Source organism: Synechococcus sp. PCC 7335, assembly GCF_000155595.1.
Lineage (GTDB): Bacteria > Cyanobacteriota > Cyanobacteriia > Phormidesmidales > Phormidesmidaceae > Phormidesmis.
Map to the genome: position 1 here is coordinate 2496606 of NZ_DS989904.1, position 23098 is coordinate 2519703.

The following is a 23098-nucleotide window of genomic DNA, read 5'->3' on the forward strand; positions in this document are numbered from 1 at the left end:
CTTCACAAGGCTAAATCAAGCTAAGCATCTCCGCTTAAAGCACCTCTGACTCTGCTAATTAGCTGATCTGCAGTTAAGACTCCCTCTATACGATCTAAAGGTTGACCTCCTTTAAACAAGACCAACGTCGGCAGGGCGTGAATGTTGTGCTCAGAGGCAATTTGAGGATATTTCTCAGTATCAATCTTGGCAATCTTGACCTCGCCCTTCATCTGGGCGCCGACATCGACCAAGATCTTCGCCATCATTTGGCAAGGACCACACCAGTCAGCATAGAAATCAACCAAGACTGGCTGCTCAGCGCTACCCACCAAATCCTCAAAGCTCTTGAATTCTTGTTTGACTGCCATAGACTTTAATAAAACCTAGAAAAAGAACCCTTCTATGCTAGACGCCTACCTCAGCGACAAGGTCTTTGTAACGTAATGTTTTAAGACTGTTCAATCAATTGATAAGCGTAATAGTTGACCTAACTCCAATAGAGCAGCACGACTAGAGCAGCACAACCGCAGGGCAATTGCTTCGCTCCCCCCTGGCGGCTTACAGTGATTGGGCTGACACGTATTTTAAGGAAGTAACATTACTATGACTGGAGCGCTAGATGGGAAGGTCGCCATCGTTACAGGTTCATCTAGAGGAATTGGCAAGGCGGCGGTTTTGGCTTTAGCTCAGCAAGGAGCCAAAGTCGTAGTGAACTATGCTCGATTTAGTAATGCGGCAGATGAGGTAGTCGCTCAAGTTGAGGGGATGGGAGGAGAGGCGATCGCCCTCCAAGCCGACGTATCCAAAGTGGACGAAGTCGATGCCTTGATCAAAGCCACTATAGACAAATTCGGTCAGATTGATGTGCTCGTCAACAATGCCGGTATCACCCGCGATACCTTGCTTCTACGAATGAAGCCCGAAGACTGGCAGGCCGTTATCGATCTCAACCTTACAGGCGTTTTTCTCTGCACCCGCGCAGTCAGCAAAATCATGTTGAAGCAGCGTTCAGGCCGGATCATCAACATTTCCTCTGTGGCTGGGCTGATGGGTAATCCTGGTCAGGCGAACTACAGCGCTGCGAAAGCGGGCGTTATTGGCTTTACCAAAACCATTGCCAAAGAGCTTGCCCCACGAGGTGTCACTGCCAACGTGGTCGCACCTGGCTTCATTGCGACGGATATGACAGGCGATCTAAAAAATACAGAGGAAATTCTCAAATACATCCCGCTGGGCCGCTACGGGCAGCCGGAAGAAGTGGCGGGTCTAATTCGATTCCTAGCTGCTGATCCGGCAGCGGCTTACATTACCGGCCAAGTGATGAACGTAGATGGCGGTATGGTGATGCATTAGTACGGTCCTACAGTGTGGCCTACAGTGTGGGCCTACAATACGGTTCTACACTCTGGCGATAGTGACTACTTCGGGCTGATCTTGGTACTTTCCTCGTCTTGTGTCATAGCTGACCTGACAAGGCTCCCCCTCTAAGAACAAGAGTTGGACAACGCCTTCGTTTGCATAGATACGACAGTCGGCGCTAGAGGAATTAGAAAATTCTAAGGTTAGATAGCCGCGCCAGCCGGCTTCAGCAGGTGTGAGATTGGCGATAATACCGCAGCGGGCGTAGGTGCTCTTACCAATGCAGATGGTGGTGATGTTGTCAGGTATCTGTAGCCTCTCTAAAGCAACCCCTAACCCATAGGAATGGGCTGGCAAAATGAAATAGCTGCCGTTTTTGTCTGTTCTGAGCTGTGTAGGCTCTAAATTCTCGGGGTTGAAGTTCTTAGGATCGATAACGGTACCAGGAACATGGCGGAAGATTCGAAATTCGTTAGGTGAAAGGCGAATGTCATAGCCGTAAGAAGAAAGCCCGTAGCTGATGACGGGTGTTTCACGGCCTTGAGTAGACAGCTCTACGCGACGAATGAGCGAAGCTTCAAAGGGAGAGATCATGCCTTCACGAGCAGCATGCTTGATCCATGTATCGTTTTTAATCATTGATTTACACCAAGTAGTTACGGCGGAACTGGGTGACTTGATCGGCCACATCCAACAGGGATTCTGGCATTTGTGCGCCAGTGAAGATGACTTCTACATGAGAGGGCCGATCTTTTATGAGCGTTAGCACCTCGTTTTCTAAGACCAGACCAAAATCAATCGCTAGACTGAGCTCATCAAGCACGATTAGTCCGTATACACCTCCTCGTACGGCAAGCTGGGCATGTGCCCACAGTGCTTGCACCGCCGCTCTTGTCTGATCATCTACCTCTGGATCTTTTATACAAGTTGGGCTCCCACAACGAACCCAGTCTAGGTTTTGACCCATACTCATAGGATTCTCAGGACCCTGGTCAATACCCCCTTTTAAGAACTGCATAATTAGGACGGGTATCCCTTGCTCAGCTACTCGCATCGCCTGCACCATTACGTTGGTAAAGAAGGTTCGGTGTTGTGAGGTAAACACCTGCACGGTTCCTTCGATAGCGCTAAGTAGTGGATGGCGTAGCGGACGGCCCTGGGCCGGAATGGGCACTGGAGGATTATCGAGCGGGTTAGGAAGTACTCTAAGCGGGGAAACCATGAAGCGATGGCAGCGAAATAACAGGCGGCGAAGTAAAAAGCAGTCGCACGACAGCATAGCTTCGACCACCCAAATATAGCGTAGTTGATGTTCTTTTATGGAAACAATACGCTATATGTCGAATATCTATCGAAATTGAACACTATTAGAGGCTAGGTGTCATTCAAGACCGAGGTTATCTCGGAGTATGATTCAGCACGACCCCTTTAATGTCCCTATTCCCTTAGATTACCTATGCCTTGGCAACGCCCTGACCAACGACAGCCCGATCAGCTGCGTCCTTTCAAGTTTGAACGACAGTTTACTCAGTATTCAGCTGGCTCTGTACTAGCTCATTGCGGTAATACGAGGGTGCTGTGTACGGCATCTGTTTTAGAAGGGGTGCCTCGTTTCCTAAAGGATTCTGGACAGGGATGGCTGACGGCAGAGTATCGAATGCTACCGGGTTCGACACAGACTCGGAAGTCCAGAGAGTTTATGAAGCTCTCTGGGCGAACGCAGGAAATTCAGCGACTAATCGGACGAAGTTTGCGAGCGGCTCTAGATATGGAGGCGCTAGGCGAGCGGACCATCACTATCGATGCGGACGTGTTGCAGGCTGATGGCGGGACTAGGACAACCTCTATTACAGGGGCATATGTGGCTTTGGAAGATGCGATCGCTCACCTCATCAAAACCAACGAGCTCACTACCTCGCCCCTACGCCACCAAATTGCGGCTACATCAGTCGGCTTGATAGAAGGCGATCCTTTTCTTGACCTTAACTATCCTGAAGATTTCGCTGCCGATATCGATTTCAATGTAGTGATGAACGAAAAGCTCGAATTTATAGAGGTACAGGGCACGGCTGAGGCGGGAAGTTTTACGCGATCACAGCTCAATGCCATGCTTGAGTACGCCGAGAAAGGAATTTCGCAGCTGATGCAAATACAAAAAGCGACCTTAAGTGAAAGTTTGTAGTTTTTAGCACCGGCTCAAAGTCTTGACTTGGCGTTGGTTATCTATCAACCTTTCTATCGAAGTCCCGACAGATATCATCTTCTAGGTACTGTAAGGAACGGTTCGTAGAAGGGGCTGAGGTATTGGAAGCATTATTCCATCAGGCTGCTCAAGCAAGGTTGAGGCGCAAAGTGATCGCATCGGACGCAGCTTCGACTGTAACTGGCTACCCAGATCTGACATTTTCCTTAGAATAGTGAACCTATATGTTCTTAAAGCTTATGCGGCTTCGCTATTCTGGATACTACGAAGCTCCTACATTTTCCTATGAAGCTCATTCAATTCATTCGCCCTCTTTTTTTAGTGGCTCTTGGTCTGCATGGGCTGATATTGTTCTTGCCGTTGGGTGAGGAATCAGAAGTCGCTATCGTAGACGATCTATCTTTCTCTGAGGAACCGGACCTATTAGAGTCTGCTTCAGATAACTTGCTGGAGAGTCAGTCGAGTCCTCAAGCCCCGGAGCAGCTACCCATCAGCAATCCCGATGCACTAGTGATCGCCAGTAGGAAAGCTGCTGCACAACCCAATACCACTCGTGCATCTGTCCCTACTCAGACCGCTGTTCGTCGCCCCAGTCCATCGCCTAATCGCTCACCTAATAGCGTCGCTAACAGAGCCAGTAGTCGCAGCGCTGAATCAGCTGCTAATGATTCGCAAAGTAGTGAGGACGGCTCAGCGAATATCACCGCTACTCAGACACCGATAGCCAACACTACGAGACCCCGTCGCCCTCCTACTAACAATATTCCAGATCTCTCTGAGACCGTGAGCAACAGTCTGTTGAACGACAGTCAATCAGCTACATCGGTCGATGTAGACAATTCGCCTTCAGTAGCAGACTTAGTGGCAAAACTGACAAATCCCATATCAGACTCGCGGCTAAACTCTTTACTAGATCAAATCAGCGATCTGGCTAAATCATTAACCTATAGTGAGGAGAATACAGACGATAGTAGCGCTAATCAAAATCGAGCCAGTTGGAAGGCCGATATTCAAAAGCAAGCCAATGTCGGTGCGGTAGAGAGCATCACTCCAACTGAAATTGCGGATCTAACCGAGGTCACCTATCCGATTGAGTCCCCTAAACAAGCGGGTATGCAAGCGCGATCGCTCAGTCTTTGTTTAGAAGAAGAGCCTCATGACGCTGAAGTCGGTGTTCGATTCGATTCGCAAGGCAACGTTGCAGACGAGCCCTTTTTGATCCGCAGTACGGGCTATAGCGCGCTCAACGATGAGATCATTGCTACCGTCGCAAGCTACCAAGATTTTCCACCTAGCCGTCATTCCAAAGCCTATCTCTTGGAATTCAAGGTTGATTACGATGCTGAAGCCTGTGTCAGCTTAGAAGAATTGAAAGAATAGGTGAACGTCAAACTACCAGTACTCAACTGCCAAGCTTGAATCCTCTAGCGTTCGCTTCCTTAAAGCTATACTCCTACAGTCAGACTGAAATCAAACTTTGGTGCGGTCCGTCAGAATCTCATATCCACTCTCTGTGACTAGCACCGTGTGCTCCCACTGCGCCGACCAAGCGCGATCACGTGTTACAACTGTCCAGCGATCGCTCAAAGTTCGAGTGTGCTGACTTCCCGCATTTAAGATGGGCTCAATCGCCAGCGTCATACCTGCTTTTAAGGTCACATTCGGTGCTTGATTAGTGCGAAAGTTAAACACGGCTGGCTCTTCGTGTAAATTGTGGCCCACGCCATGGCCGGTAAATTCTTCGACAACGCTAAACCGATTCGCCTTCACCGAATCCTCTATAGCTCCAGCAATATCTAATAGCGTATTTCCTGGCTTTACCTGCTCAATCCCAGCATACAGTGCTGCTTCGGCTGCCGCTGCTAGCCGCTGTGCCTCGGGTTTTACCTTTCCTACTGCAATCGTGATGCAAGAGTCGCCATGGAATCCATCAAAGTAGGCACCGGTGTCAATTTTGACGAGATCGCCATCGTTGATTTTCTTTCGCTTGCGAGGAATGCCGTGTACCACCTCATTGTTCACGCTCGCACAGATAGATGCTGGAAAGCCATGATAGCCCTTGAAGCTAGGTGTCGCGCCCATCTCACGAATCCGCTTCTCAGCATAGTCATCTAGATCAGCAGTTGTCATTCCCGCTTGAGTCAGATCATTGATCTCTTTTAGCACCGTTGCCACAATTTTAGAAGCCACTCTCATCGTCTCAATTTCCATCGCTGATTTTAATTCGATGCGTCTACCAGAGATCCCTTGGAGCGCAGGCGGAAAAGAGATTTTGGGTAATAGGCTAGTCAGAAAATTCATGGAAACGATCACTTTAGGAAAGGCAAATGTGGTGTAGATATATCGTAACGGTTCCAATAGAGTGAAGTGTGAAAACAGAACAAACTCTCAACCGTCATCAACTCAACCGTCATAAAAAAGGTATTTCGTAGGTAGGCGGTTGTAGGTAGGTATTCTTCAATAGCTTAAAGCAGCTATCTTCCAGGCGCTAGAACTTGAACCCTATGCTTGCTTTTTCAAAAAAGATCTCGAACTTCTGCGTTTATGCTATATCCTTAAAGACTGTGCGCTTTTACAAAGGCTGAGATGAACGCTGAAGCAATAATTCGCTCGATTGAGGCGGAACAAATTAAAGACGATCTACCCAAGATCTATGTTGGGGACACGATTCGTGTCGGTGTGCGAATTGTCGAGGGCGGCAAAGAGCGCGTCCAGCCCTATGAAGGGACTGTCATTGCTATGCGTAATGGTGGCATCAACGAAACCATCACCGTTCGTCGCATCTTCCAGGGTGTAGGCGTGGAGCGGGTATTTTTGCTCCATGCTCCAAGAGTTGCTAGTATTAAGGTGATTCGCCGAGGGAAGGCGCGTCGGGCTAAGCTGTATTATTTGCGTGATCGCATCGGTAAAGCAACTCGTCTGAAACAGCGCTTTGACCGCTCTCTCTAGCTTACGTGGCTAGCTTGAAGCTCTATGCTAATGAACGACAGCCTTAGGTGACCTACGTTCTACTGCTTAAAGCTTGCTAGTTGGAACTGATCGGCTGAGTCTTTTGGGTTGGGTGCGACTTGTAGCCAACCGACGTATGCGTCCTTAGTTCAGTTGGTAGAACGTCGGTCTCCAAAACCGAATGTCGGGGGTTCGAGTCCCTCAGGGCGTGTTTCCCATCCTTCTATGTGTTTTACGCGCTTTAATTGATTAAAGTGCTCAAGTTAAGTGCTTACTGTTGTGGGTAGGCAAGGAATCATAACCAGTGGCTAAGAAAGATACTAAGCAGGCTGAGAACAAAGCTAAGGCCAGTAAGAAATCCGTCGAGCTAGAAAAAAGCGATAGCTTTAGTGCTAACGCTTTTGCCCAAGGCACTCGTGAAGAGTTAACTAAGGTAATCTGGCCAACACGTCAGCAGTTGATCAGTGAGTCGGCTGCGGTGATTCTGATGGTTGGCCTATCCGCAACGCTAATCTACTTCGTAGACAAGCTATTTGGTTGGGCCTCGCGCCAGATCTTTTAAGGCAGGTTTTGGTGCTGTAGTCTTAGGTGCTGTATTGGACACTTATCAGCTATAGGACATTACTGCAGCTAATACATTCCCCTTCACAGTATTATTTAGGTTTTTTAGCGAACTTTGAGCGAGTCTGATTATGGCTGTCGACGATCTTAACTACGACGAGTCTCAAGCCCTTGAGGAGAAAGAGTCTGACGGACAAGTAGAGGAAAAAGTCACTGTACGGACCCAAAGGCCTCGATGGTATGCGGTCCAAGTCGCTTCTGGATGTGAGAAAAAAGTCAAACTCACTCTAGAGCAACGTGTGAAAACTTTTGATCTATCCAATGTGATTTTGGAGGTAGAAATCCCTCAAACGCCTGCTGTCAAGATGCGAAAAGACGGTAGCCGTCACAGCATCGAGGAAAAAGTTTTTCCAGGATATGTGCTTATTCGTATGGCCCTAGATGACGACGCGTGGCAGGTAGTAAAGAACACGCCTCACGTCATCAACTTTGTGGGCGCAGAGCAGCGCAGAGCGCAAGGCCGCGGTAGAGGCCATGTAAAACCGATGCCTCTAAGTGCTGGCGAAGTCAAAAGAATCTTTAAGCAGACTCAAGAGCAAGCACCCGTTGTCAAAATCGATATGGCAGCAGGTGATAAAATCACCGTGCTCTCGGGTCCGTTTAAAGACTTTGAGGGCGAGGTGGTTGAAGTGAGCCCAGAGCGCAGTAAGCTGAAGGCTTTGCTCTCTATCTTTGGCCGCGATACGCCCGTAGAGCTTGAGTTCAATCAAGTGAAAAAAGAGAGCTGATCTTCGATCATCATGCTCTTTAGAAGTGACCTAGTTTCACGACCGTTAAGTAAGTAAGAGTTAATCAATGGCAAAAAAGGTAGTTGCGCTCATCAAACTGGCTATTCCCGCCGGTAAGGCGAACCCTGCCCCACCGATTGGTCCCGCTTTGGGTCAGCACGGTGTGAATATCATGGCGTTTTGTAAAGATTACAATTCCAGGACGGCTGATAAAGCAGGGTTAATTGTCCCAGTTGAAATTTCTGTCTTTGAAGATAGAAGTTTCACCTTTATTCTTAAAACCCCGCCTGCCTCTGTTTTGATCAAAAAGGCGGCTAAGATCGAAAAGGGATCGGGTAATCCTAGAACTGAGAAAGTCGGTTCGATTACTCGTGCTCAATTGCAAGAAATTGCTGAAACGAAGATGCCTGATCTTAATGCTAACGACATTGAGATGGCGATGAATATTATCGAAGGCACTGCGCGAAATATGGGCGTAGAGGTTGCAGGCTAGATTTTGGTCCTAAATCCACGGCTTTAATTTCACGATCTTAATTTCACAGTTTTTCCCATTTCAAAGCCTGCAAGCTTTAAGATCTTGTATCTATAGACAAAGATCATAGATAAGGATCGCTTGCAGCAATTCAGTAAATACTACCGGGGGAGAGGCAGTTGTCTCGCTATTGACCCCAAAAGGAACTATGGCAAAGATATCTAAGCGTATGCAGGCGCTCTATGAAAAGGTAGATGCGGAGCTTGACTATCAACCTTTAGAAGCCGTCAATCTCCTGAAGGAAACGGCAACTGCAAAATTCACTGAAACAGCAGAAGCTCACATTCGATTGGGAATCGATCCTAAGTACACCGATCAGCAGCTACGAACAACCGTTGCCTTACCAAAAGGAACTGGCCAAGATGTGCGCGTCGCTGTTGTTGCTCGTGGCGAAAAGGTGAACGAAGCTAGTGAAGCAGGTGCAACCATTGCTGGTTCTGAGGAGCTAATTGAGGATATCAGCAAAGGCATGATGGATTTTGATGTGCTGGTTGCTACGCCAGACATGATGCCAAAAGTCGCTAAGCTTGGTCGGGTGCTAGGCCCCCGCGGGCTAATGCCTTCACCCAAAGGTGGGACCGTCACTTTCGAGCTTGCTAGCGCGATTGAAGAATTTAAAGCAGGTAAGCTTGAATTTCGTGCTGACAAAACTGGCATCGTTCATGTTAAGTTTGGAAAGGTTGATTTTTCAGCAGAAGATCTACTAGAGAACTTAAAGGCACTGCAGGAGACGATTGATCGCAACCGTCCTTCCGGAGCTAAGGGGCGCTTCTGGCGCTCGGTATCTGTATCGTCGACTATGGGTCCATCTATTTCTGTAGATGTCTCGGCCTTACGCGATCTAAAGCTAGGCGAGCTAGTTTCCAGCGAAAGCTGATCGAACTTCGTTTGTGAGAGAAATACCACCGCTTTGCTGCGCTTTTGTGGATAGAGTTCTTAGTTAGGCTAAGCATTCGATGCGCATAAGTACGTTGGCATTGCGGGTAATGCGATGCAGATGGAAGAAAATTAGTCCTGGAATCTAACACGGATTCCGATAGTGTATAGCTCACAACCTTCAACAATCGAATATAGCGACCAGAGACAGTAGGTGTCACTAGCTATTTTAACTATCGGCTTTTTGCGGTTAGTTGTTTTAGAGACTGAGACTTAATCTCCTACCGAGGTTTGCGATTGATAGCTAAGCTCTATGCAAGACTGCGCGAGACTGCTTCGATACGTATGCCCCAATCTGGTTTCTAGATTGGGGTTTATGTGTGTGAGGAATATACGAAAAATCTAAACAAAAAAGGAGGTGACATAGAATGGGAAGAACTCTAGCGAATAAGCAGGCGCTCGTCGCTGAGATGAAAGATCTTTTAGAAGCGTCAGAATCGGCTTTTGTAATTGACTACAAGGGGCTATCAGTAGCCCAGATTAGCGATTTGCGTGGTCGTCTACGTGAGTCTGGTGCGACCTGCAAGATCTCTAAGAACACGTTGCTCAAACGGGCGATCGCTGACCAAGACCAGTGGCAAGAGCTAGAATCTTTGCTAACAGGAACGTCAGCTGTTCTGTTGACCAAAGAAGATATTGGTTCTGCGGTCAAAGCATACAAGAAGTTTCAGAAAGATACTAAGAAAACTGAGCTACGCGGCGGTGTCTTAGAAGGCAAACTGCTGAGCCAGAAAGATGCTGAAGCACTTGCTGATCTACCTACAAAGGACGAGCTGTACGCAAAGATCGCGGTTGGCATCAATGCTGTCGCGACAAAGCTAGCACTCGGGATCAAGGAAGTTCCCGCTTCGATTGGTCGGGGTATCAAAGCCTACGCCGAGAAAGAATAGCTTTCAACAGAGCGCATGCTTTCAACAGAGCATGTTCAAAAGCGCATATAGGTTCGCCACTTTGCCTTATACGTTATCAATCAGTGAACGTTTTGCTTCGAGAGCGTAAAAGTGGTCGGCTGGCGTACGGATGTACTCGGCGCTAGCGATATAACTAACAACTAACTAAAGGAGAGACAGTCATGTCTACTGCAACTGACGAAATTTTGGAAAAGCTGAAAACTCTATCGCTACTAGAAGCCTCTGAGTTGGTTTCTCAGATTGAAGAAGCTTTTGGCGTAAGCGCGGCTGCACCTGTTGCAGTTGCCGGTGGTGGCGGTGGTGCAGCCGCGGCTGAAGAAGTCGAAGAAAAGACTGAGTTCGACGTTGTCCTCGATGAGGTTCCAGGTGATAAGAAGATTGCTATTCTGAAGGCGGTTCGCTCGATGACGGGCTTAGGTCTAAAAGAAGCCAAAGGAATGGTGGAATCTGCGCCAGTCACTGTTAAGGAAGCAGTTGCTAAAGACGCCGCTGAAGAAGCTAAGAAGACTTTGGAAGACGCAGGCGCTAAAGTTACTGTTAAATAGGTTCGAAAACACCTAGTACTAGCGATAACTAAGGGGAGTCAGCGTTGCTGTCTCCCTTTTGCGCATTCTTGAATGCCTGTTCAACAAACTGAGTAAACGATTCAAAGTCGATAAAGTCTTGTTTTAGCTCTGGCCACTCTCGGTAGATAAGTTGGCAGCCTAATGTTCTTTGCATGTCTTTACGCCAAACGTCCCAGATAGAATCATCGAGATATTCCTGATAAGCAAGATAGTCTACAGCTTGGATAACAAATAAGTACCGGCGAACAGCGGCGGTGAGTTCGGGGGTGCGAGGTGGCAGTTTATCGTCGTCAAAGCGGTTGTAGAAGGCATTGTGAGGAAAGCTATCTACCGCATTCTGATGCCGCTCAAAGTAGAGATTGAACGTATCGACGTTCCATTGCCTCTTGCTAAGTTTAGTGTTGGAGCGAATAGAAAGCGCCGCAAAGATAACGGAGATAACGCCGGCAATTTGCGAAAGTTGGGCGCTGATCTCAAGCCAATCCATAGTTACCCCAATCCATAGTTACCTCAACCCATAGTTGTCCCGATCCATAGTTGCCTTTGCTAGCTAACACGACTATCGCTATACATTCGCCCTTTCCATTCGCTACCCTTACCGGTCCAGTATTGCAGCGCCGAATCTATTGTCATCAGCGTATAGAGCAGTGCGATGATAGGCAGTAAAAATGCCATCCAGGCGGGTCTTTTGTATAAGCGTAGCGTTGGCCAGTAAGCAAACGCCATCATTAGCCAACCGAGTAAGCCTAAGAGCGCGATCACTCTAGAGCCTACTACCAAACCCACCAAAAATCCCAACGGTGGCCCCCAGTACACCAACGCCATGCCAATAACTGTTCCTACTAACAAAAAAGGAGAGTAGTGCAATTGTGTATAGGCACTTCGCGCTACCATCTGCCACAGGCTTTCCAGGCTAGGATAGGGGCGGAGACTTTTTACTTCGTTGCTTAGACCTAGCCAGATAGGGCCGTTCTTTTTTACCGCTGCGCCTAGCGCACAGTCATCAATCAGCGCTTTTCGAATGACCTGTAAACCGTTAATTCTTGAAAGTGCGTCGAACCGTAATAGGACACATCCTCCTGCTGCTGCGGCTGTTTTCTTCTGAGGATTGTTCACCCATGGAAACGGGTAGAGTAGCTGAAAGAAGAAGATAAAAGCAGGAATCAACAGGTCTTCCCAGAAACTTTGAGTTCGTAGCTGCACCATCAAAGAAACTAGGTCTAGCTTTTCAGATTCTGCCTTCGTGACTAGCCGCTGCAAATTATCAGATGAATGTTCAATATCGGCATCGGTAAATAGGACATAATCTGGTTGATTTGATTGCCGCCTTAAGTATTGAAAGCCCTGTTCTAATGCCCATAGTTTGCCCGTCCAGCCAGTCGGTAAAGCTGTTCCTGAAAGAACGGTGAGAATTTCTGTTCTATCTAGCTTCTGTGCGGTTTGAATTGCAATTTGAGCAGTTTTGTCCGTACTTTTGTCGTCGATCAGCAGAATGGAAAGTGTTCCAGGGTAGGTTTGGGTGAGATGCGATCGCACTACTTTCTCGATCAAAGCCGCCTCATTCCTAGCCGGGATTACGACTGCGACCGAAGGCCACATCCCCTGTAGGTCATTGATTGATGACGTTTCGCGACTAAGCTGTTGGTCTGCTCGCCAAAACTGTCCCCATAGCAGTAGTAGCACTACCCAAATAATTACAGCTAGAGTAGTCGACCAGAAGAAAGCAGTTTCCATTTTATCGTTGAAGAATTTGCACTATGCTATCTCAATGCCGCCTCCGGCGATGTCAACAAAATCCTAAAGCATGTCAATCTCAGCTCTACAAACAGATCGTCTTTCACAGACGCTGACTCAATCCGTCGTGGCAGCTCAGCAACATCTGCTTTCCATCCAAAACCCAGAAGGCTATTGGTGGGCCAATCTCGAATCGAATGCTAGTATCACCGCCGAAGTTGTCCTACTACATAAGATATGGGGGACTTTAGACAGCCAGCCCTTAGCCAAACTAGAAAACTACCTTCGCGCTCAGCAAAAAACGCACGGCGGGTGGGAGCTTTATTGGAATGATGGAGGCGAGCTGAGTACTTCTGTTGAAGCGTACATGGGACTGAGGTTGTTAGGGGTACCCGCTAGCGATCCGGCCCTAGTCAAAGCAAAGCAATTTATCTTGCATCGAGGCGGTGTTAGCAAGACTCGTATTTTCACTAAGTTTCATCTAGCCCTGATTGGTTGCTATCGTTGGCAAGGACTCCCTTCTTTGCCAGCCTGGGTGATGCAGTTAGAGTCGCCGTTCCCGTTTAGCATTTATGAGCTGTCTAGCTGGGCAAGAGGAAGTACGGTACCACTGCTGATTGTCTTCGACAAAAAGCCTGTTTACCCCCTGCAACCTAGCCCCACTCTCGATGAACTCTTCACAGAAAGTGCAGAGAATGTTCGTTGGGAACTCGAAGAGAAAGGAGACTGGAGTGATGCTTTCCTATGGTTGGATAAAGCCTTTAAGCTAGCTGAATCTGTTGATCTTGTTCCTTTTAGAGAAGAAAGTATTCGCAAAGCGGAAAAGTGGGTTCTAGAACGACAGGAACCGTCTGGGGATTGGGGCGGTATCATTCCGGCTATGCTAAATTCGATGCTGGCGCTGCGAGCGCTAGGCTATAGTGTCAGCGATCCGGTGGTGCGTCGTGGATTTCAGGCCATTGATAACTTCATGGTGGAATCTGAGACAGAATGCTGGGCGCAGCCTTGTATCTCACCAGTTTGGGATACCGGTCTAGCAGTGCGATCGCTCACTGATTCTGGACTTTCACCCAACCATCCGGCTTTGGTGAAAGCAGGCGAATGGCTCCTTGACAAACAGATTTTGAGCTATGGTGATTGGTCCGTCAAAAATCCTCAGGGTCAGCCCGGAGGCTGGGCGTTTGAGTTTGAGAACAGCTTCTATCCTGATGTCGATGATACGGCGGTAGTGGCAATGGCGCTGCAAGACATTACGCTACCCAATGAACCGCTAAAGAGACGAGCGATCGCCCGAGCTGTTCGTTGGATTGCCACTATGCAGTGCAAAACCGGGGGGTGGGCAGCCTTTGATATCAATAACGACCAAGACTGGCTCAACGATATCCCCTACGGCGACTTGCGAGCCATGATCGATCCAAGCACGGCTGATATTACTGGCCGAGTGTTAGAGATGCACGGTCGATTCGCTGCTGACTTAGATCTAGCCAATAGCTATGCAGCAGATCTAAGTCCCTATCGTCTCTCTAGGGGACTCAACTATCTAATCAAAGAGCAGGAGCTAGATGGCAGCTGGTTTGGTCGTTGGGGCGTTAATTATATCTATGGCACTGGACAAGCGCTGTCCGCTTTGGCGCTGATTGCACCCGAGCGCTGTCGCATTCAAATAGAGCGCGGTATCGCGTGGTTTGTCAGTGTGCAAAATGCAGATGGCGGCTGGGGCGAGACCTGTGAAAGCTACAAAGATAAAAGCTTGAAAGGAAAGGGCATTAGCACTGCCTCACAAACCGCTTGGGCTCTTTTAGGGCTGCTGGATGTTAGCTTTTGCTTAGATCCAGCTGCTAAGATTGCTGTGGATAGAGGCATACAGTATCTAGTAAGCACGCAATCAGAAGGCACCTGGCAAGAGGAATCGTTTACTGGCACTGGCTTTCCTCAGCACTTCTACCTACGCTATCGGCTGTACTGCCATTATTTTCCACTGATGGCTTTGGGTCGATATCAGCGGGTGATCAATTCAAGCGCAGGAATATAACGTTCGCGACTTTGCTTCACAGATTCTCAGATTTATGCCGGATATAATGATGGGATGAAAAGCAATGCTCAAAACAGGGTTAAACTATCGCAGCTACAGATCTTAGTAGCAGTAGCTGAGTATGGAAACTTTAGTGAAGCAGCGCTGAGTCTAGGGATTTCTCAGTCGGCGGTAAGTCATGCGATCGCCTCGCTTGAGAACTACCTAGGCATTGTTCTATTTAATCGAGGAAGGCATGGAGCAATCCTTACGCCAGTTGGCGATCGCATTCTTATGCATGCCAAGACTATTACCAACAGCACAGATGCGATACTGCAAGAAGCGGCCGCTGCTAAAGGATTAGAGAAAGGCCAGGTCCGTATTGCGAGCTTTCGCAGTATTTCGACTCATATCTTACCTAAAGCAATTAAAACGTTTCATCAAAAGCTGCCAGGAATTACGATCAGCTTAACTGAACACGACACTAACAAAGCCGTTGAGCAAGCACTCAAAGAAGGTCGAGCAGATATTGGAATTGTGTTAATGCCGGCTGGGGAGGGACTCACCGCTTGGGAGCTGCTACAGGACGAGTTTGTTGTTCTTTTATCACCCGATACTCACCTTGAAGGCAACAGTCTTACCTGGCGCGAACTATCTGAGCAACCTTTGATCATGTCGCCGATAGATTATCCGGCGATGCGCCCAGTGTACGAACATATTAATGCACTGGGCTACTGGCTAAATGTTGTTAATGAAGTCGAAACGGATGCTGCTATTGTCAATCTAGTAGAACAGGGACTAGGTGGCACTATCCTACCGAAGCTAGCAGCTGAGCCTATTCCTGAAGCGGTTCAGGTTTTCTCTTTGCCTGAACCTTTGATGAGAATGATTGGGGTGGCGATCGCCACAGAGACATTACAGCCTCCACCGGTCTACGCCCTACTCGAAACGTTAAAAGAGATTGCTACCAGTAATGTCGCGACCCAGACAACTCATAAAACCCAACCCCTTTATATGAAGGGATGAGCCATTGCTGCCGACATATCTAGTAGCTGTTGATGGTGCCAGCCTTTGCCATCCTTTTTCAAGGAAGCGCTAGTTTTGCCCGCTCCGTAAGCTTGTTCTAAACTCTTGGAAAGATGCACTAGTTGAGTATTCGACCAACTATTAGATTTTATATTTTTTAAGAAAGTTTGTTTCATCGCGTGAAAGCTGCAAAGCCAGCCTAATGACCTACGCCACAATTATAGGAAACTGTATTGGAATATACCAAAAGCTGTCGTTGTCTTATCCATAAGAAGCTTAGATGGTAGCACCACACGCTATCACCTACTACTAACTACCTCGGTAAGTACTGTAAGACCAAGGCGATGCCAGCAACGGTACATGATAGTGGCTCGTCGCCTCGGCAATTCCAAATCGAATGGGAATAATATCTAGAAAGGGGGGAGTAGGTAAGACATCCGTTTGCTGAGCAAAGTAATCTCCTGCCATGAATAGCAGCTCATAGTTGCCCGTTATCATTGCTTCAGCTATCAACAAAGGACTGTCTGTTCGACCATCCGCGTTAGTCGTGTGACTAGAGACTTTTTGATATCTGTTCTCTTCTAATTTCCATAACTCTATCGTCATGCCTGCTGCCGGACAGCCGTTTGCAGTATCTAGTACGTGGGTAGTGAGTTTACCTTCCATAACGCTTTGTTTACCCCATAGGTCCTGCTAGAATCGTTCTAGAAATTGCATCCATAATCTTTTTGCCATCTTCTTGAGCAAGCTCAGCGTACCACTGCTCTGTTTTCTCAGGTTCTTTCGCATGTGTCATATTAGATCGCTTCCTAGCGCCTAAGACAATTCCTGCGACTCTCTCCTTTCGGCTCGCTTCGTAGCGCATTAGCGCATCTTCTACGCTCAAGTTAGTTGTTAACAAACAGTTGGCCAGTGCCCAAGCATCTTCCATTGCCTGACAGCCGCCTTGACCTAGATCTGGTGAGGTGCTGTGAGCTGCATCACCAATGAGCGCCACCCGACCTTTGACGAGTGCCTCCAAAGGTTCGATATCGTGAATTTCCACTCGGTTGGTCTTGTCAGGATCAAGTTGTTGAATCAGATTTTGTACGGGTTCAGCCCAGCCTTCGAAGTGTTTGGATAGTTCTTGTTTAAAGCGGTTGGGCTCTCTTTCAGTCCCCTTTGGTAAGGGCACATCAAAAAAGAAATAGAAGCGATCGCTCCCTACTGGCATTACAGAAGCCCGCTGACCGTTGCCTACATAGATATCCCAGCTATCGAGCGGGGCGAGGTCCTCACTGGCAGGGACTAGCCCGTTCCAGTTTACATAGCCCACATATCGCCGTTCAGACGGATGGCCCAATACGTGGGTGCGAATAATAGAATGGGTGCCATCCGCACCGACCACAATGTCAGCGATCGCTTTGTGCCCATCTTCAAAGATAGCCGTTGCCCCGTCAGCGGTTTGTTCTACTGCAACGCAGCGTTTGTTTAGCTGTACATTCTCTTCACCCACTGCTTTTAGCAGCATCATCTGCAAGTCTGTTCTAGAGACTGGGTAAGGTGGCTGACCTACCTCTTCTATCAACGGCGATAGACTAAACCTGGTGAGCAATTTGCCCGATTTGGCATAGTAAGCCATCTGCTTCATTGGTCCCCCTATCCGGGAAATCTCTGGCCCTAGCCCCAGCCGATTGAGTACCTTGACTCCGTTGGACCACAGCGAGATTCCAGCGCCTGCTGGACGCAATTCTTTGACCCGATCATAGATTTCTACCTCATAGCCAGCCCTTTGCATTGCGATCGCACTTGTTAACCCCCCCATGCCTGCACCGACCACAACAACCTTCAGATTTTCCATATGAAAATATCAGACTCCGTAAAGTAAAAAGAAGTAAACAGACTGCAATGTTTGTACTGTATTTTAATTATCTTGAATGAGAGCGGATAGATTGTCCGCATGCATAGATACCTAAAGTAAGCTAATTTTACGTGAGCTAATTTTTGCAAGGTGATCATGGAAGAGAATAAAGCAATCGCTGAACAACTAAATCCAGCAGACGAGCAGCCTAAGACAGAAGTTACGCTCACAGACGAGCAGCTAGAAGAGGTGGCAGGCGGCGGTAGCCATAAACAGATTGAAGAGCATTTTGAAGAAGACCAAAACGCGGCAGTTCCCGGTAATACTACTATCGATAGGGGACCTGAGCCACAGGTGATTTAGTTCTTTTCAGGCGTTTGGTAGAGCGGTGCATGCGTTTTTTGTACTTCATTTTCTCTAACGGCAGATAAAACTGCTCTTTGCGAAGGCAATCAGCACCGTTACTTCCCTATTTCTTCTGCAGCATTATGTATCTTCTGTCACGTTTCGGTTTTGCGTTTTCCTCATAATGGTCCTGTAGTCGGCGCTTTACCTAATTCATTTTGCTGAGCGAATGCACTAGGTAGATTAGCCTGGGAAAGCAGGAAAGGTATCTAATGAGCCAACCTAACAGATTTGTCGAAACTCCAGATGAGACTGTCGCTGATTTGCCACCCGCACCCGTAATTGCAGTCCCAACAGACTTAATCTACGGCTTAGAAGATAGACCGCCGCTTAGGGAGGCAATCTTTGCCGCCGTTCAGCACGTTTTAGCCAGCTTTATTGGTATCATCACACCCTCTCTAATCATCGGGGGCGCTCTGGACCTACCCCCAGAAGATAGAGCCTACATCATTAGTATGTCTCTATTTATCTCAGGCATTGCCACCTTTATTCAGGCAAAGAAGATCGGACCTGTTGGCTCTGGTTTGCTGAGTATTCAAGGAACGAGCTTTGCTTTTATCGGACCGATTATCGGCGCTGGGCTAGCGGCAACAGCAGGGGGGGCAACGCCGACCGAAGCTCTAGGACTCATCTTTGGACTGTGCTTTGTCGGCGCGTTTATTGAAATGATCTTCAGTCAGTTCTTAGAGGTTATTAGCCGAATTATTACGCCGCTAGTCACTGGCACAGTGGTCATGCTGATCGGTTTAACGCTGACTAACGCTGGCATATTAGCTATGGGCGGCGGCGCACTAGCTAAGAACAATGAGACGTTTGGCAGCGCTCAGAATATCTTTCTCTCTTTGTTTGTGCTCGCTATTATCCTTATTCTTAACAGTAGTAGCAACACTTTTTTGCGGATGGCTTCTATCGCCATTGGTTTGATTGTTGGCTACATTCTTGGCATCTTCTTAGGCATTGTTGATCTTAGTAGCCTAGGATCTCTATCTTTGTTTGCGCTACCTCAGCCTTTTCGCTATGGCTTTGGATTTGACTTTGCCGCCTTTATTCCATTCGCTTTTCTCTATTTGATCACTACGATTGAATCGATTGGTGATTTGACAGCTACCTCTGTAGTAACGGGACAGCCCATCAAGGGAAAGGTTTACTTCAATCGAATTCGTGGCGGTGTGCTAGGCGATGGGATTAACTCTGCGATCGCAGGTGCATTCAACTGCTTTCCTAACACCACCTTTAGTCAAAACAACGGCGTCATTCAGCTCACGGGCATCGGCAGCCGCTACGTTGGCTACTTCATCGCAGCTATTTTTGCTTTGTTAGGTTTGTTCCCAATTGTCGGCGGCGTGTTACAGGCGATTCCGCAGCCTGTGCTAGGCGGTGCCACAATTTTGATGTTTGGCAGCGTAGCCGCAGCCGGAATGAAAATCATCTCTACGATTGAGCTAGGCAGACGAGAGACTTTAATTCTGGCGACTTCTCTTGGTCTAGGGCTAGGCGTAACCTTTGATCCAGACTTTCTAGTGGGTCTGCCGCCCTTGGCGCAAAATATCTTTGCTTCTGGCATCTCAACCGGTGGAATTTGCGCCCTGGTGCTCAATATTCTTCTACCTGGTGAGCGTCGATAACCGTTTCTAGGCTGTGAGATATAGCGAGTATCGCAATAGAATGAGTCACGAAGATTCATCCGGTCCAAAAATTGGCTCAACCCTAATATGACTAAAACGCTATCTCTGACGGTGAATGGCGATCGCCTCAACCAGACGCTCGAAGACCTAGCTAGCATTGGTAAACAGGCCGACAATACTATCAGACGTCTAGCATTTTCTCCTGAAGATCTAGCGGCTAGGCAGCAGCTATCTGACTGGATGGAGGCGGCCGGAATGTCAGTACGAATTGATGCGGGTGGTAATGTGATTGGGCGCTATCCGGGACAAGATCCTGAAGCAAGAGTCTTAGCGACTGGCTCCCATATCGATACGGTGTTTTCTGGTGGTCGCTTTGACGGTTCGCTCGGGGTGATTGCTGGCTTAGAAGTGGTGCGAGTACTAGCCGAGAATGACCTCCAGCTCTTCCATCCTTTTGAGGTGATTGCCTTTGCCGATGAAGAGCGGACCATGATCGGTGCTAAGGCGATCGCCGGCACAGCAGTGACAGACCCCGATCGTTATGACACAGTCGATAATGAGCCTATTCAGTCCTGTTTAGAAAGAGCAGGCGGTGATTGGAACAATCTTCAATCTGCTCGTCGCTCTCGCGAAGATATTGCCTGCTTTGTGGAACTGCACGTAGAGCAAGGCGGCATATTAGAGGCGGTAGAATGCGAGATTGGAGTTGTCGAAGGAATCGTCGGTCAGCAGCGATATCGAATCACAATTGAGGGCCGCACTAACCACGCTGGGACTACGCCGATGAATATGCGCCGCGATGCGCTGACTACGGCTTCTCATTTGATTTTGGCGATTGAAGATATTGCCAAGCATTTTCCGGGTGACCCAGTAGCGACGGTCGGCACGCTTGAGATCTGGCCAAATTCGATCAATACGGTGCCCGGTTCAGTCAAACTGAGCCTAGATATGCGGGATCTATCTCAAGATGTGATTACTCATATGAGTGAACAACTGCGTCGCAAGATCGAAACTGTTGCAGTGGCAACTCGTACCCGCATTCGCATTCGACCCGAGCTACAGGTAGAGCCGACGCTGGCTGCAGACAAGGTGCAGGCCATTATTGTAGAAAGCTGCAAAGAACTGGACTTGAGCTATACCCATCTTCCTAGCCGTGCTAGTCATGACGCTCAAGAGATTGGGCGCTTTACCGATATGGGCATGATCTTTGTGCCCAGTAAAGAGGGCATTAGCCATTCGGGTGATGAATATACGTCGCCAGAACAATGTATTAAAGGCGCTAATGTCTTGCTGCGATCGCTATTAAAGCTCGATCAGCTCTACCGATAGGCTCTGCTGATAAAGCGAGTGAGACAGATGAACCAACCTTAATAGTCTATACAGAAGCTAGAAAAACATAGAGTTTTCTCTTTCTCCAGCCGGTGTGCTGACCGGTATCATAGCTGTGTAGGTCAAGGACGTTCTCATGACGGTAGCTGTTTCTATCCCCAATTTCTGTGAAGGCATCCAACATTTCGGATCTTCCACCCCTGATTTTGAGCAATATGGAAAAACAGCGGTGATCGCCCCCGATCAGCAGGCGATCGCCTCCCCTACAGATCCTGCTGCCGTTTACCAAACCCGCTTAGCTGCCGATGCTCTGCGCTATCTGACACTGCACACCACCGCTAGCAAGCAGTCTGGTCACCCTGGTGGCTTTGCCAGCATCGCCGATGTGATTGCTTCACTGATCATGTTGGGCTACAAAAACCTAATCACCGAAGTCGGTCACCATGCCCCTGGCTTCTACAGCACCGTTTTTCTAGATACGTCTTTAGAACAAATGGGGATTAAGACCGTTCAGCAAATGGGCGATCGCTTTCGAGAAACTCACGGCTTGCTCGGTCACCTCTCCGGTCAGATTCCGGGGTTGCTCAGTCCGGCAGGTCCACTTGGTCAGGGTCAGCACTTCGCGATGGCTGCGGCCAAACTTCATCCCGATCAGCTCTTTCCAGTCACTATTGGAGATGGAGGCTTAGGTGAACCTTACATTATGAGCAGCTTTGGCCATTTCAACACCATCTATCCAAATATCACGAACTACCTACCAATCCTAGTTTGGAACGGCTTTTCCCAAGAGCACCACAGCATTGTCTCGACCTACACAAACGAGCAGATGATTGCCTTTTGGGAAGGAAATGGCTTTGCCAAAGTCATCCTAGTTGATGCTAAAGCGTACGATGATGCCAACCAAGAGGGTGCTTATGTAGATAGCACCAACTTTTCTGACAAGCAGCGCACCGTCTTTACCCAAGCGATTCTAGAAGCTACGGACGCAGCGGCGAAGTCGGCGCTAGGCGGTACCCAAACCGTTTTGATCGTAAAGCAGCTAAAAGGGGCAGGCGTTCACAAAAGAGGCTCACAGTCTCACAACCTGTACGCTGGTGATAGCTTGGACAAAGATTATATCGTCAGTGCTTTGAAAGCAAGAGCGCTGCCCCCTGAGGGCTGGGCACTAGTTAGAGAGAACTTCTCTCGCTCTCATGGTGGACCTGCCGCTAAAACTGCTGTCACTGAATCTGAGCTGCCGCTATCTGATTTAGGCTCGCTTCCACTGAGTGAATTTGATCTAGGAGAGGATAACAAGCAGGTTGCTACGACAGCGATGGGCACCTTGGTTGCCCATGTTGGTCAACAAGATCCAAACTTTGTTGTTACTAACGCTGATGGTAACGCGGCTTCTGGTATCAACAATATTAACCAGGCGCTGAAGATTATTCATCCGACAACAGACGACACTTATTTTCAGGGGCCAAAGGGTCAGGTTTACGAGCCGCTCAGTGAAGACGCCTGCGCTGGGCTAGCGGCAGCTCAGGCTTTGATGGGTGCCCGTAGCCTGTGGTGTTCTTACGAATCTTTTGCAATCAACGGCCTACCGATTTGGCAGACAACAACTCAGGCAATGGCCGAATTGCGTAGACCAACGCCGTCTACGATTTGCTTGTTTACTGCTGGCTCATTAGAGCAAGGACGCAACGGCTGGACTCATCAACGGCCAGAGATCGAGAATTACTTTGCAGCAATGATGAAGAATGGAAATATCTTTCCGCTATTTCCGATTGATGCCAACAGCATTCAGGTTTGCTATGACTGGGCTGTGACAACTAAGAACAAAGGCATTCCTATTACCGCTAGCAAATCTCCTTTACCCATTCGCACCACCTTTGATCAAACTCGCACTGCCTTAGAAAAAGGTGCAATTGAGCTACAAGAAACACCCGGAGAAAGAACAGTTGTCTTTGGCGTGGTTGGCGATATGATGCTAATTCCTGTTTTAGAAGCCGTAACAGCATTAAACGAACGCGGCATTGGCAGTAAAGTCATCAGCATTGTCAACCCAAGAAGGCTGTATCGCCCTAGCGATGTCGCTTGGGAGAGCTGTGCTCAGGCTGATGGAGGTTTTTTGAGCGATGCAGAGTTTGAAGAACTGTTTGACGGGGATGCACTGATTGGCGTAACTGGCGGATCGAGCGCGATGGTAGAGCCGCTCATGCTCAGAAGCAACGCACCACGTGACGTATTCTCTTGGAAGCGCGGAGAGACGGCTGCGAGTGCCCGTCAGCTCTTTTCCCTAAATGGTCTAACGGCGAATGCTCTAGCTCAACGAGCACAAGCTCTCTTGGAGGCTTAG

Annotated in this window: 24 protein-coding genes, 1 tRNA gene and 1 other annotated feature; of the genes, 17 read left to right on the forward strand and 8 right to left on the reverse strand. The window is 48.3% G+C overall.

Annotated elements, in window-relative coordinates; translation table 11 throughout:
• Positions 1–20: 20 nt before the first annotated feature.
• Positions 21–350, reverse strand: coding sequence for a thioredoxin (gene trxA, locus S7335_RS10805; protein WP_006457623.1), 330 nt, complete (start codon positions 348–350; stop codon positions 21–23).
• A 235-nt stretch (positions 351–585) separates the two neighbouring features.
• On the opposite strand from trxA, the gene fabG reads away from it, so the two are divergent.
• The gene (gene fabG, locus S7335_RS10810; RefSeq protein ID WP_006454579.1) at positions 586–1335 is read left to right on the forward strand and encodes a 3-oxoacyl-[acyl-carrier-protein] reductase; all 750 of its coding nucleotides are present in this window, start codon (positions 586–588) and stop codon (positions 1333–1335) included.
• A 45-nt stretch (positions 1336–1380) separates the two neighbouring features.
• On the opposite strand, the gene dcd is transcribed toward fabG, so the two are convergent.
• Positions 1381–1980 carry a dCTP deaminase gene (gene dcd, locus S7335_RS10815; RefSeq protein WP_006456799.1) on the reverse strand — a complete coding sequence of 200 codons (600 nt, stop codon included), beginning with the start codon at positions 1978–1980 and terminating at the stop codon, positions 1381–1383.
• 4 nt (positions 1981–1984) lie between these two features.
• The gene (locus S7335_RS10820; RefSeq protein ID WP_038016089.1) at positions 1985–2563 is read right to left on the reverse strand and encodes a cob(I)yrinic acid a,c-diamide adenosyltransferase; all 579 of its coding nucleotides are present in this window, start codon (positions 2561–2563) and stop codon (positions 1985–1987) included.
• Between the two features lie 234 nt (positions 2564–2797).
• On the opposite strand from S7335_RS10820, the gene rph reads away from it, so the two are divergent.
• Together rph and S7335_RS10830 are read left to right on the forward strand one after the other, a co-directional pair.
• Positions 2798–3523 carry a ribonuclease PH gene (gene rph, locus S7335_RS10825; RefSeq protein WP_006453500.1) on the forward strand — a complete coding sequence of 242 codons (726 nt, stop codon included), beginning with the start codon at positions 2798–2800 and terminating at the stop codon, positions 3521–3523.
• 306 nt (positions 3524–3829) lie between these two features.
• Positions 3830–4924 carry an energy transducer TonB gene (locus S7335_RS10830; protein ID WP_006454158.1) on the forward strand — a complete coding sequence of 365 codons (1095 nt, stop codon included), beginning with the start codon at positions 3830–3832 and terminating at the stop codon, positions 4922–4924.
• Between the two features lie 90 nt (positions 4925–5014).
• Here the strand turns inward: S7335_RS10830 and map are convergent, their stop codons facing one another.
• The gene (gene map / locus S7335_RS10835; RefSeq protein WP_006456237.1) at positions 5015–5845 is read right to left on the reverse strand and encodes a type I methionyl aminopeptidase; all 831 of its coding nucleotides are present in this window, start codon (positions 5843–5845) and stop codon (positions 5015–5017) included.
• Positions 5846–6130: 285 nt separating this feature from the next.
• Between map and rplS the strand changes: the two genes are divergently transcribed.
• From rplS to rplL, 8 genes are all read left to right on the forward strand, one after another.
• On the forward strand, positions 6131–6493 hold the full coding sequence (rplS, locus tag S7335_RS10840) for a 50S ribosomal protein L19 (protein WP_006456480.1): 363 nt from the start codon (positions 6131–6133) through the stop codon (positions 6491–6493).
• A 138-nt stretch (positions 6494–6631) separates the two neighbouring features.
• Positions 6632–6704: transfer RNA gene (locus S7335_RS10845), tRNA-Trp, on the forward strand.
• A 93-nt stretch (positions 6705–6797) separates the two neighbouring features.
• A complete protein-coding gene (secE, locus tag S7335_RS29480; protein WP_006454267.1) occupies positions 6798–7055 on the forward strand; it encodes a preprotein translocase subunit SecE in 258 nt (85 codons plus the stop codon).
• A gap of 130 nt (positions 7056–7185) precedes the next feature.
• A complete protein-coding gene (gene nusG, locus S7335_RS10855) occupies positions 7186–7842 on the forward strand; it encodes a transcription termination/antitermination protein NusG (protein ID WP_006457642.1) in 657 nt (218 codons plus the stop codon).
• A 67-nt stretch (positions 7843–7909) separates the two neighbouring features.
• Positions 7910–8335: a 50S ribosomal protein L11 gene (gene rplK, locus S7335_RS10860; protein ID WP_006456636.1), complete on the forward strand. Its 426-nt coding sequence runs from the start codon at positions 7910–7912 to the stop codon at positions 8333–8335.
• Between the two features lie 187 nt (positions 8336–8522).
• Positions 8523–9251 (forward strand): 50S ribosomal protein L1, encoded by a 729-nt coding sequence (gene rplA / locus S7335_RS10865; protein ID WP_038016093.1) that lies wholly within the window; start codon positions 8523–8525, stop codon positions 9249–9251.
• Positions 9252–9433: 182 nt separating this feature from the next.
• Positions 9434–9638: a sequence feature (ribosomal protein L10 leader region), on the forward strand.
• 40 nt (positions 9639–9678) lie between these two features.
• The gene (rplJ, locus tag S7335_RS10870; RefSeq protein ID WP_006456500.1) at positions 9679–10200 is read left to right on the forward strand and encodes a 50S ribosomal protein L10; all 522 of its coding nucleotides are present in this window, start codon (positions 9679–9681) and stop codon (positions 10198–10200) included.
• Positions 10201–10382: 182 nt separating this feature from the next.
• The gene (gene rplL, locus S7335_RS10875; RefSeq protein ID WP_006456793.1) at positions 10383–10766 is read left to right on the forward strand and encodes a 50S ribosomal protein L7/L12; all 384 of its coding nucleotides are present in this window, start codon (positions 10383–10385) and stop codon (positions 10764–10766) included.
• Between the two features lie 28 nt (positions 10767–10794).
• Here the strand turns inward: rplL and S7335_RS10880 are convergent, their stop codons facing one another.
• Both S7335_RS10880 and S7335_RS10885 read right to left on the reverse strand, forming a co-directional pair.
• Positions 10795–11274 (reverse strand): hypothetical protein, encoded by a 480-nt coding sequence (locus tag S7335_RS10880; RefSeq protein WP_006456015.1) that lies wholly within the window; start codon positions 11272–11274, stop codon positions 10795–10797.
• Between the two features lie 59 nt (positions 11275–11333).
• On the reverse strand, positions 11334–12521 hold the full coding sequence (locus S7335_RS10885; RefSeq protein ID WP_006454585.1) for a glycosyltransferase: 1188 nt from the start codon (positions 12519–12521) through the stop codon (positions 11334–11336).
• Positions 12522–12591: 70 nt separating this feature from the next.
• Here S7335_RS10885 and shc point away from each other — a divergent pair, with 70 nt between their 5' ends.
• Together shc and S7335_RS10895 are read left to right on the forward strand one after the other, a co-directional pair.
• On the forward strand, positions 12592–14553 hold the full coding sequence (gene shc / locus S7335_RS10890) for a squalene--hopene cyclase (RefSeq protein WP_006454298.1): 1962 nt from the start codon (positions 12592–12594) through the stop codon (positions 14551–14553).
• Positions 14554–14607: 54 nt separating this feature from the next.
• Entirely contained in the window at positions 14608–15558 is a 951-nt protein-coding gene (locus S7335_RS10895; RefSeq protein WP_006454195.1) for a LysR family transcriptional regulator, read from the forward strand.
• Between the two features lie 309 nt (positions 15559–15867).
• Here S7335_RS10895 and uraH read toward each other — a convergent pair whose 3' ends face one another.
• Both uraH and hpxO read right to left on the reverse strand, forming a co-directional pair.
• A complete protein-coding gene (gene uraH, locus S7335_RS10905; protein WP_006453451.1) occupies positions 15868–16224 on the reverse strand; it encodes a hydroxyisourate hydrolase in 357 nt (118 codons plus the stop codon).
• A gap of 10 nt (positions 16225–16234) precedes the next feature.
• Complete coding sequence (gene hpxO, locus S7335_RS10910) at positions 16235–17398, reverse strand: FAD-dependent urate hydroxylase HpxO (RefSeq protein ID WP_006456147.1); 1164 nt, start codon at positions 17396–17398, stop codon at positions 16235–16237.
• Between the two features lie 156 nt (positions 17399–17554).
• On the opposite strand from hpxO, the gene S7335_RS10915 reads away from it, so the two are divergent.
• The 4 genes from S7335_RS10915 (at position 17555) to S7335_RS10930 (ending at position 23098) form a co-directional block, all read left to right on the forward strand.
• Positions 17555–17761 (forward strand): hypothetical protein, encoded by a 207-nt coding sequence (locus S7335_RS10915; protein WP_006455767.1) that lies wholly within the window; start codon positions 17555–17557, stop codon positions 17759–17761.
• A gap of 254 nt (positions 17762–18015) precedes the next feature.
• Positions 18016–19428, forward strand: coding sequence for a uracil-xanthine permease family protein (locus S7335_RS10920; RefSeq protein ID WP_006456109.1), 1413 nt, complete (start codon positions 18016–18018; stop codon positions 19426–19428).
• 87 nt (positions 19429–19515) lie between these two features.
• Positions 19516–20757 carry a Zn-dependent hydrolase gene (locus tag S7335_RS10925; protein ID WP_006455445.1) on the forward strand — a complete coding sequence of 414 codons (1242 nt, stop codon included), beginning with the start codon at positions 19516–19518 and terminating at the stop codon, positions 20755–20757.
• A gap of 136 nt (positions 20758–20893) precedes the next feature.
• On the forward strand, positions 20894–23098 hold the full coding sequence (locus S7335_RS10930; protein ID WP_006453772.1) for a hypothetical protein: 2205 nt from the start codon (positions 20894–20896) through the stop codon (positions 23096–23098).

Bases quoted from the DNA above. Each gene is read 5' to 3' on its own strand.
- trxA (WP_006457623.1), bottom strand. From the start codon at position 350: ATGGCAGTCAAACAAGAATTCAAGAGCTTTGAGGATTTGGTGGGTAGC.
- fabG (WP_006454579.1), top strand. From the start codon at position 586: ATGACTGGAGCGCTAGATGGGAAGGTCGCCATCGTTACAGGTTCATCT.
- dcd (WP_006456799.1), bottom strand. From the start codon at position 1,980: ATGATTAAAAACGATACATGGATCAAGCATGCTGCTCGTGAAGGCATG.
- S7335_RS10820 (WP_038016089.1), bottom strand. From the start codon at position 2,563: ATGGTTTCCCCGCTTAGAGTACTTCCTAACCCGCTCGATAATCCTCCA.
- rph (WP_006453500.1), top strand. From the start codon at position 2,798: ATGCCTTGGCAACGCCCTGACCAACGACAGCCCGATCAGCTGCGTCCT.
- S7335_RS10830 (WP_006454158.1), top strand. From the start codon at position 3,830: ATGAAGCTCATTCAATTCATTCGCCCTCTTTTTTTAGTGGCTCTTGGT.
- map (WP_006456237.1), bottom strand. From the start codon at position 5,845: ATGAATTTTCTGACTAGCCTATTACCCAAAATCTCTTTTCCGCCTGCG.
- rplS (WP_006456480.1), top strand. From the start codon at position 6,131: ATGAACGCTGAAGCAATAATTCGCTCGATTGAGGCGGAACAAATTAAA.
- nusG (WP_006457642.1), top strand. From the start codon at position 7,186: ATGGCTGTCGACGATCTTAACTACGACGAGTCTCAAGCCCTTGAGGAG.
- rplK (WP_006456636.1), top strand. From the start codon at position 7,910: ATGGCAAAAAAGGTAGTTGCGCTCATCAAACTGGCTATTCCCGCCGGT.
- rplA (WP_038016093.1), top strand. From the start codon at position 8,523: ATGGCAAAGATATCTAAGCGTATGCAGGCGCTCTATGAAAAGGTAGAT.
- rplJ (WP_006456500.1), top strand. From the start codon at position 9,679: ATGGGAAGAACTCTAGCGAATAAGCAGGCGCTCGTCGCTGAGATGAAA.
- rplL (WP_006456793.1), top strand. From the start codon at position 10,383: ATGTCTACTGCAACTGACGAAATTTTGGAAAAGCTGAAAACTCTATCG.
- S7335_RS10880 (WP_006456015.1), bottom strand. From the start codon at position 11,274: ATGGATTGGCTTGAGATCAGCGCCCAACTTTCGCAAATTGCCGGCGTT.
- S7335_RS10885 (WP_006454585.1), bottom strand. From the start codon at position 12,521: ATGGAAACTGCTTTCTTCTGGTCGACTACTCTAGCTGTAATTATTTGG.
- shc (WP_006454298.1), top strand. From the start codon at position 12,592: ATGTCAATCTCAGCTCTACAAACAGATCGTCTTTCACAGACGCTGACT.
- S7335_RS10895 (WP_006454195.1), top strand. From the start codon at position 14,608: ATGAAAAGCAATGCTCAAAACAGGGTTAAACTATCGCAGCTACAGATC.
- uraH (WP_006453451.1), bottom strand. From the start codon at position 16,224: ATGGAAGGTAAACTCACTACCCACGTACTAGATACTGCAAACGGCTGT.
- hpxO (WP_006456147.1), bottom strand. From the start codon at position 17,398: ATGGAAAATCTGAAGGTTGTTGTGGTCGGTGCAGGCATGGGGGGGTTA.
- S7335_RS10915 (WP_006455767.1), top strand. From the start codon at position 17,555: ATGGAAGAGAATAAAGCAATCGCTGAACAACTAAATCCAGCAGACGAG.
- S7335_RS10920 (WP_006456109.1), top strand. From the start codon at position 18,016: ATGAGCCAACCTAACAGATTTGTCGAAACTCCAGATGAGACTGTCGCT.
- S7335_RS10925 (WP_006455445.1), top strand. From the start codon at position 19,516: ATGACTAAAACGCTATCTCTGACGGTGAATGGCGATCGCCTCAACCAG.
- S7335_RS10930 (WP_006453772.1), top strand. From the start codon at position 20,894: ATGACGGTAGCTGTTTCTATCCCCAATTTCTGTGAAGGCATCCAACAT.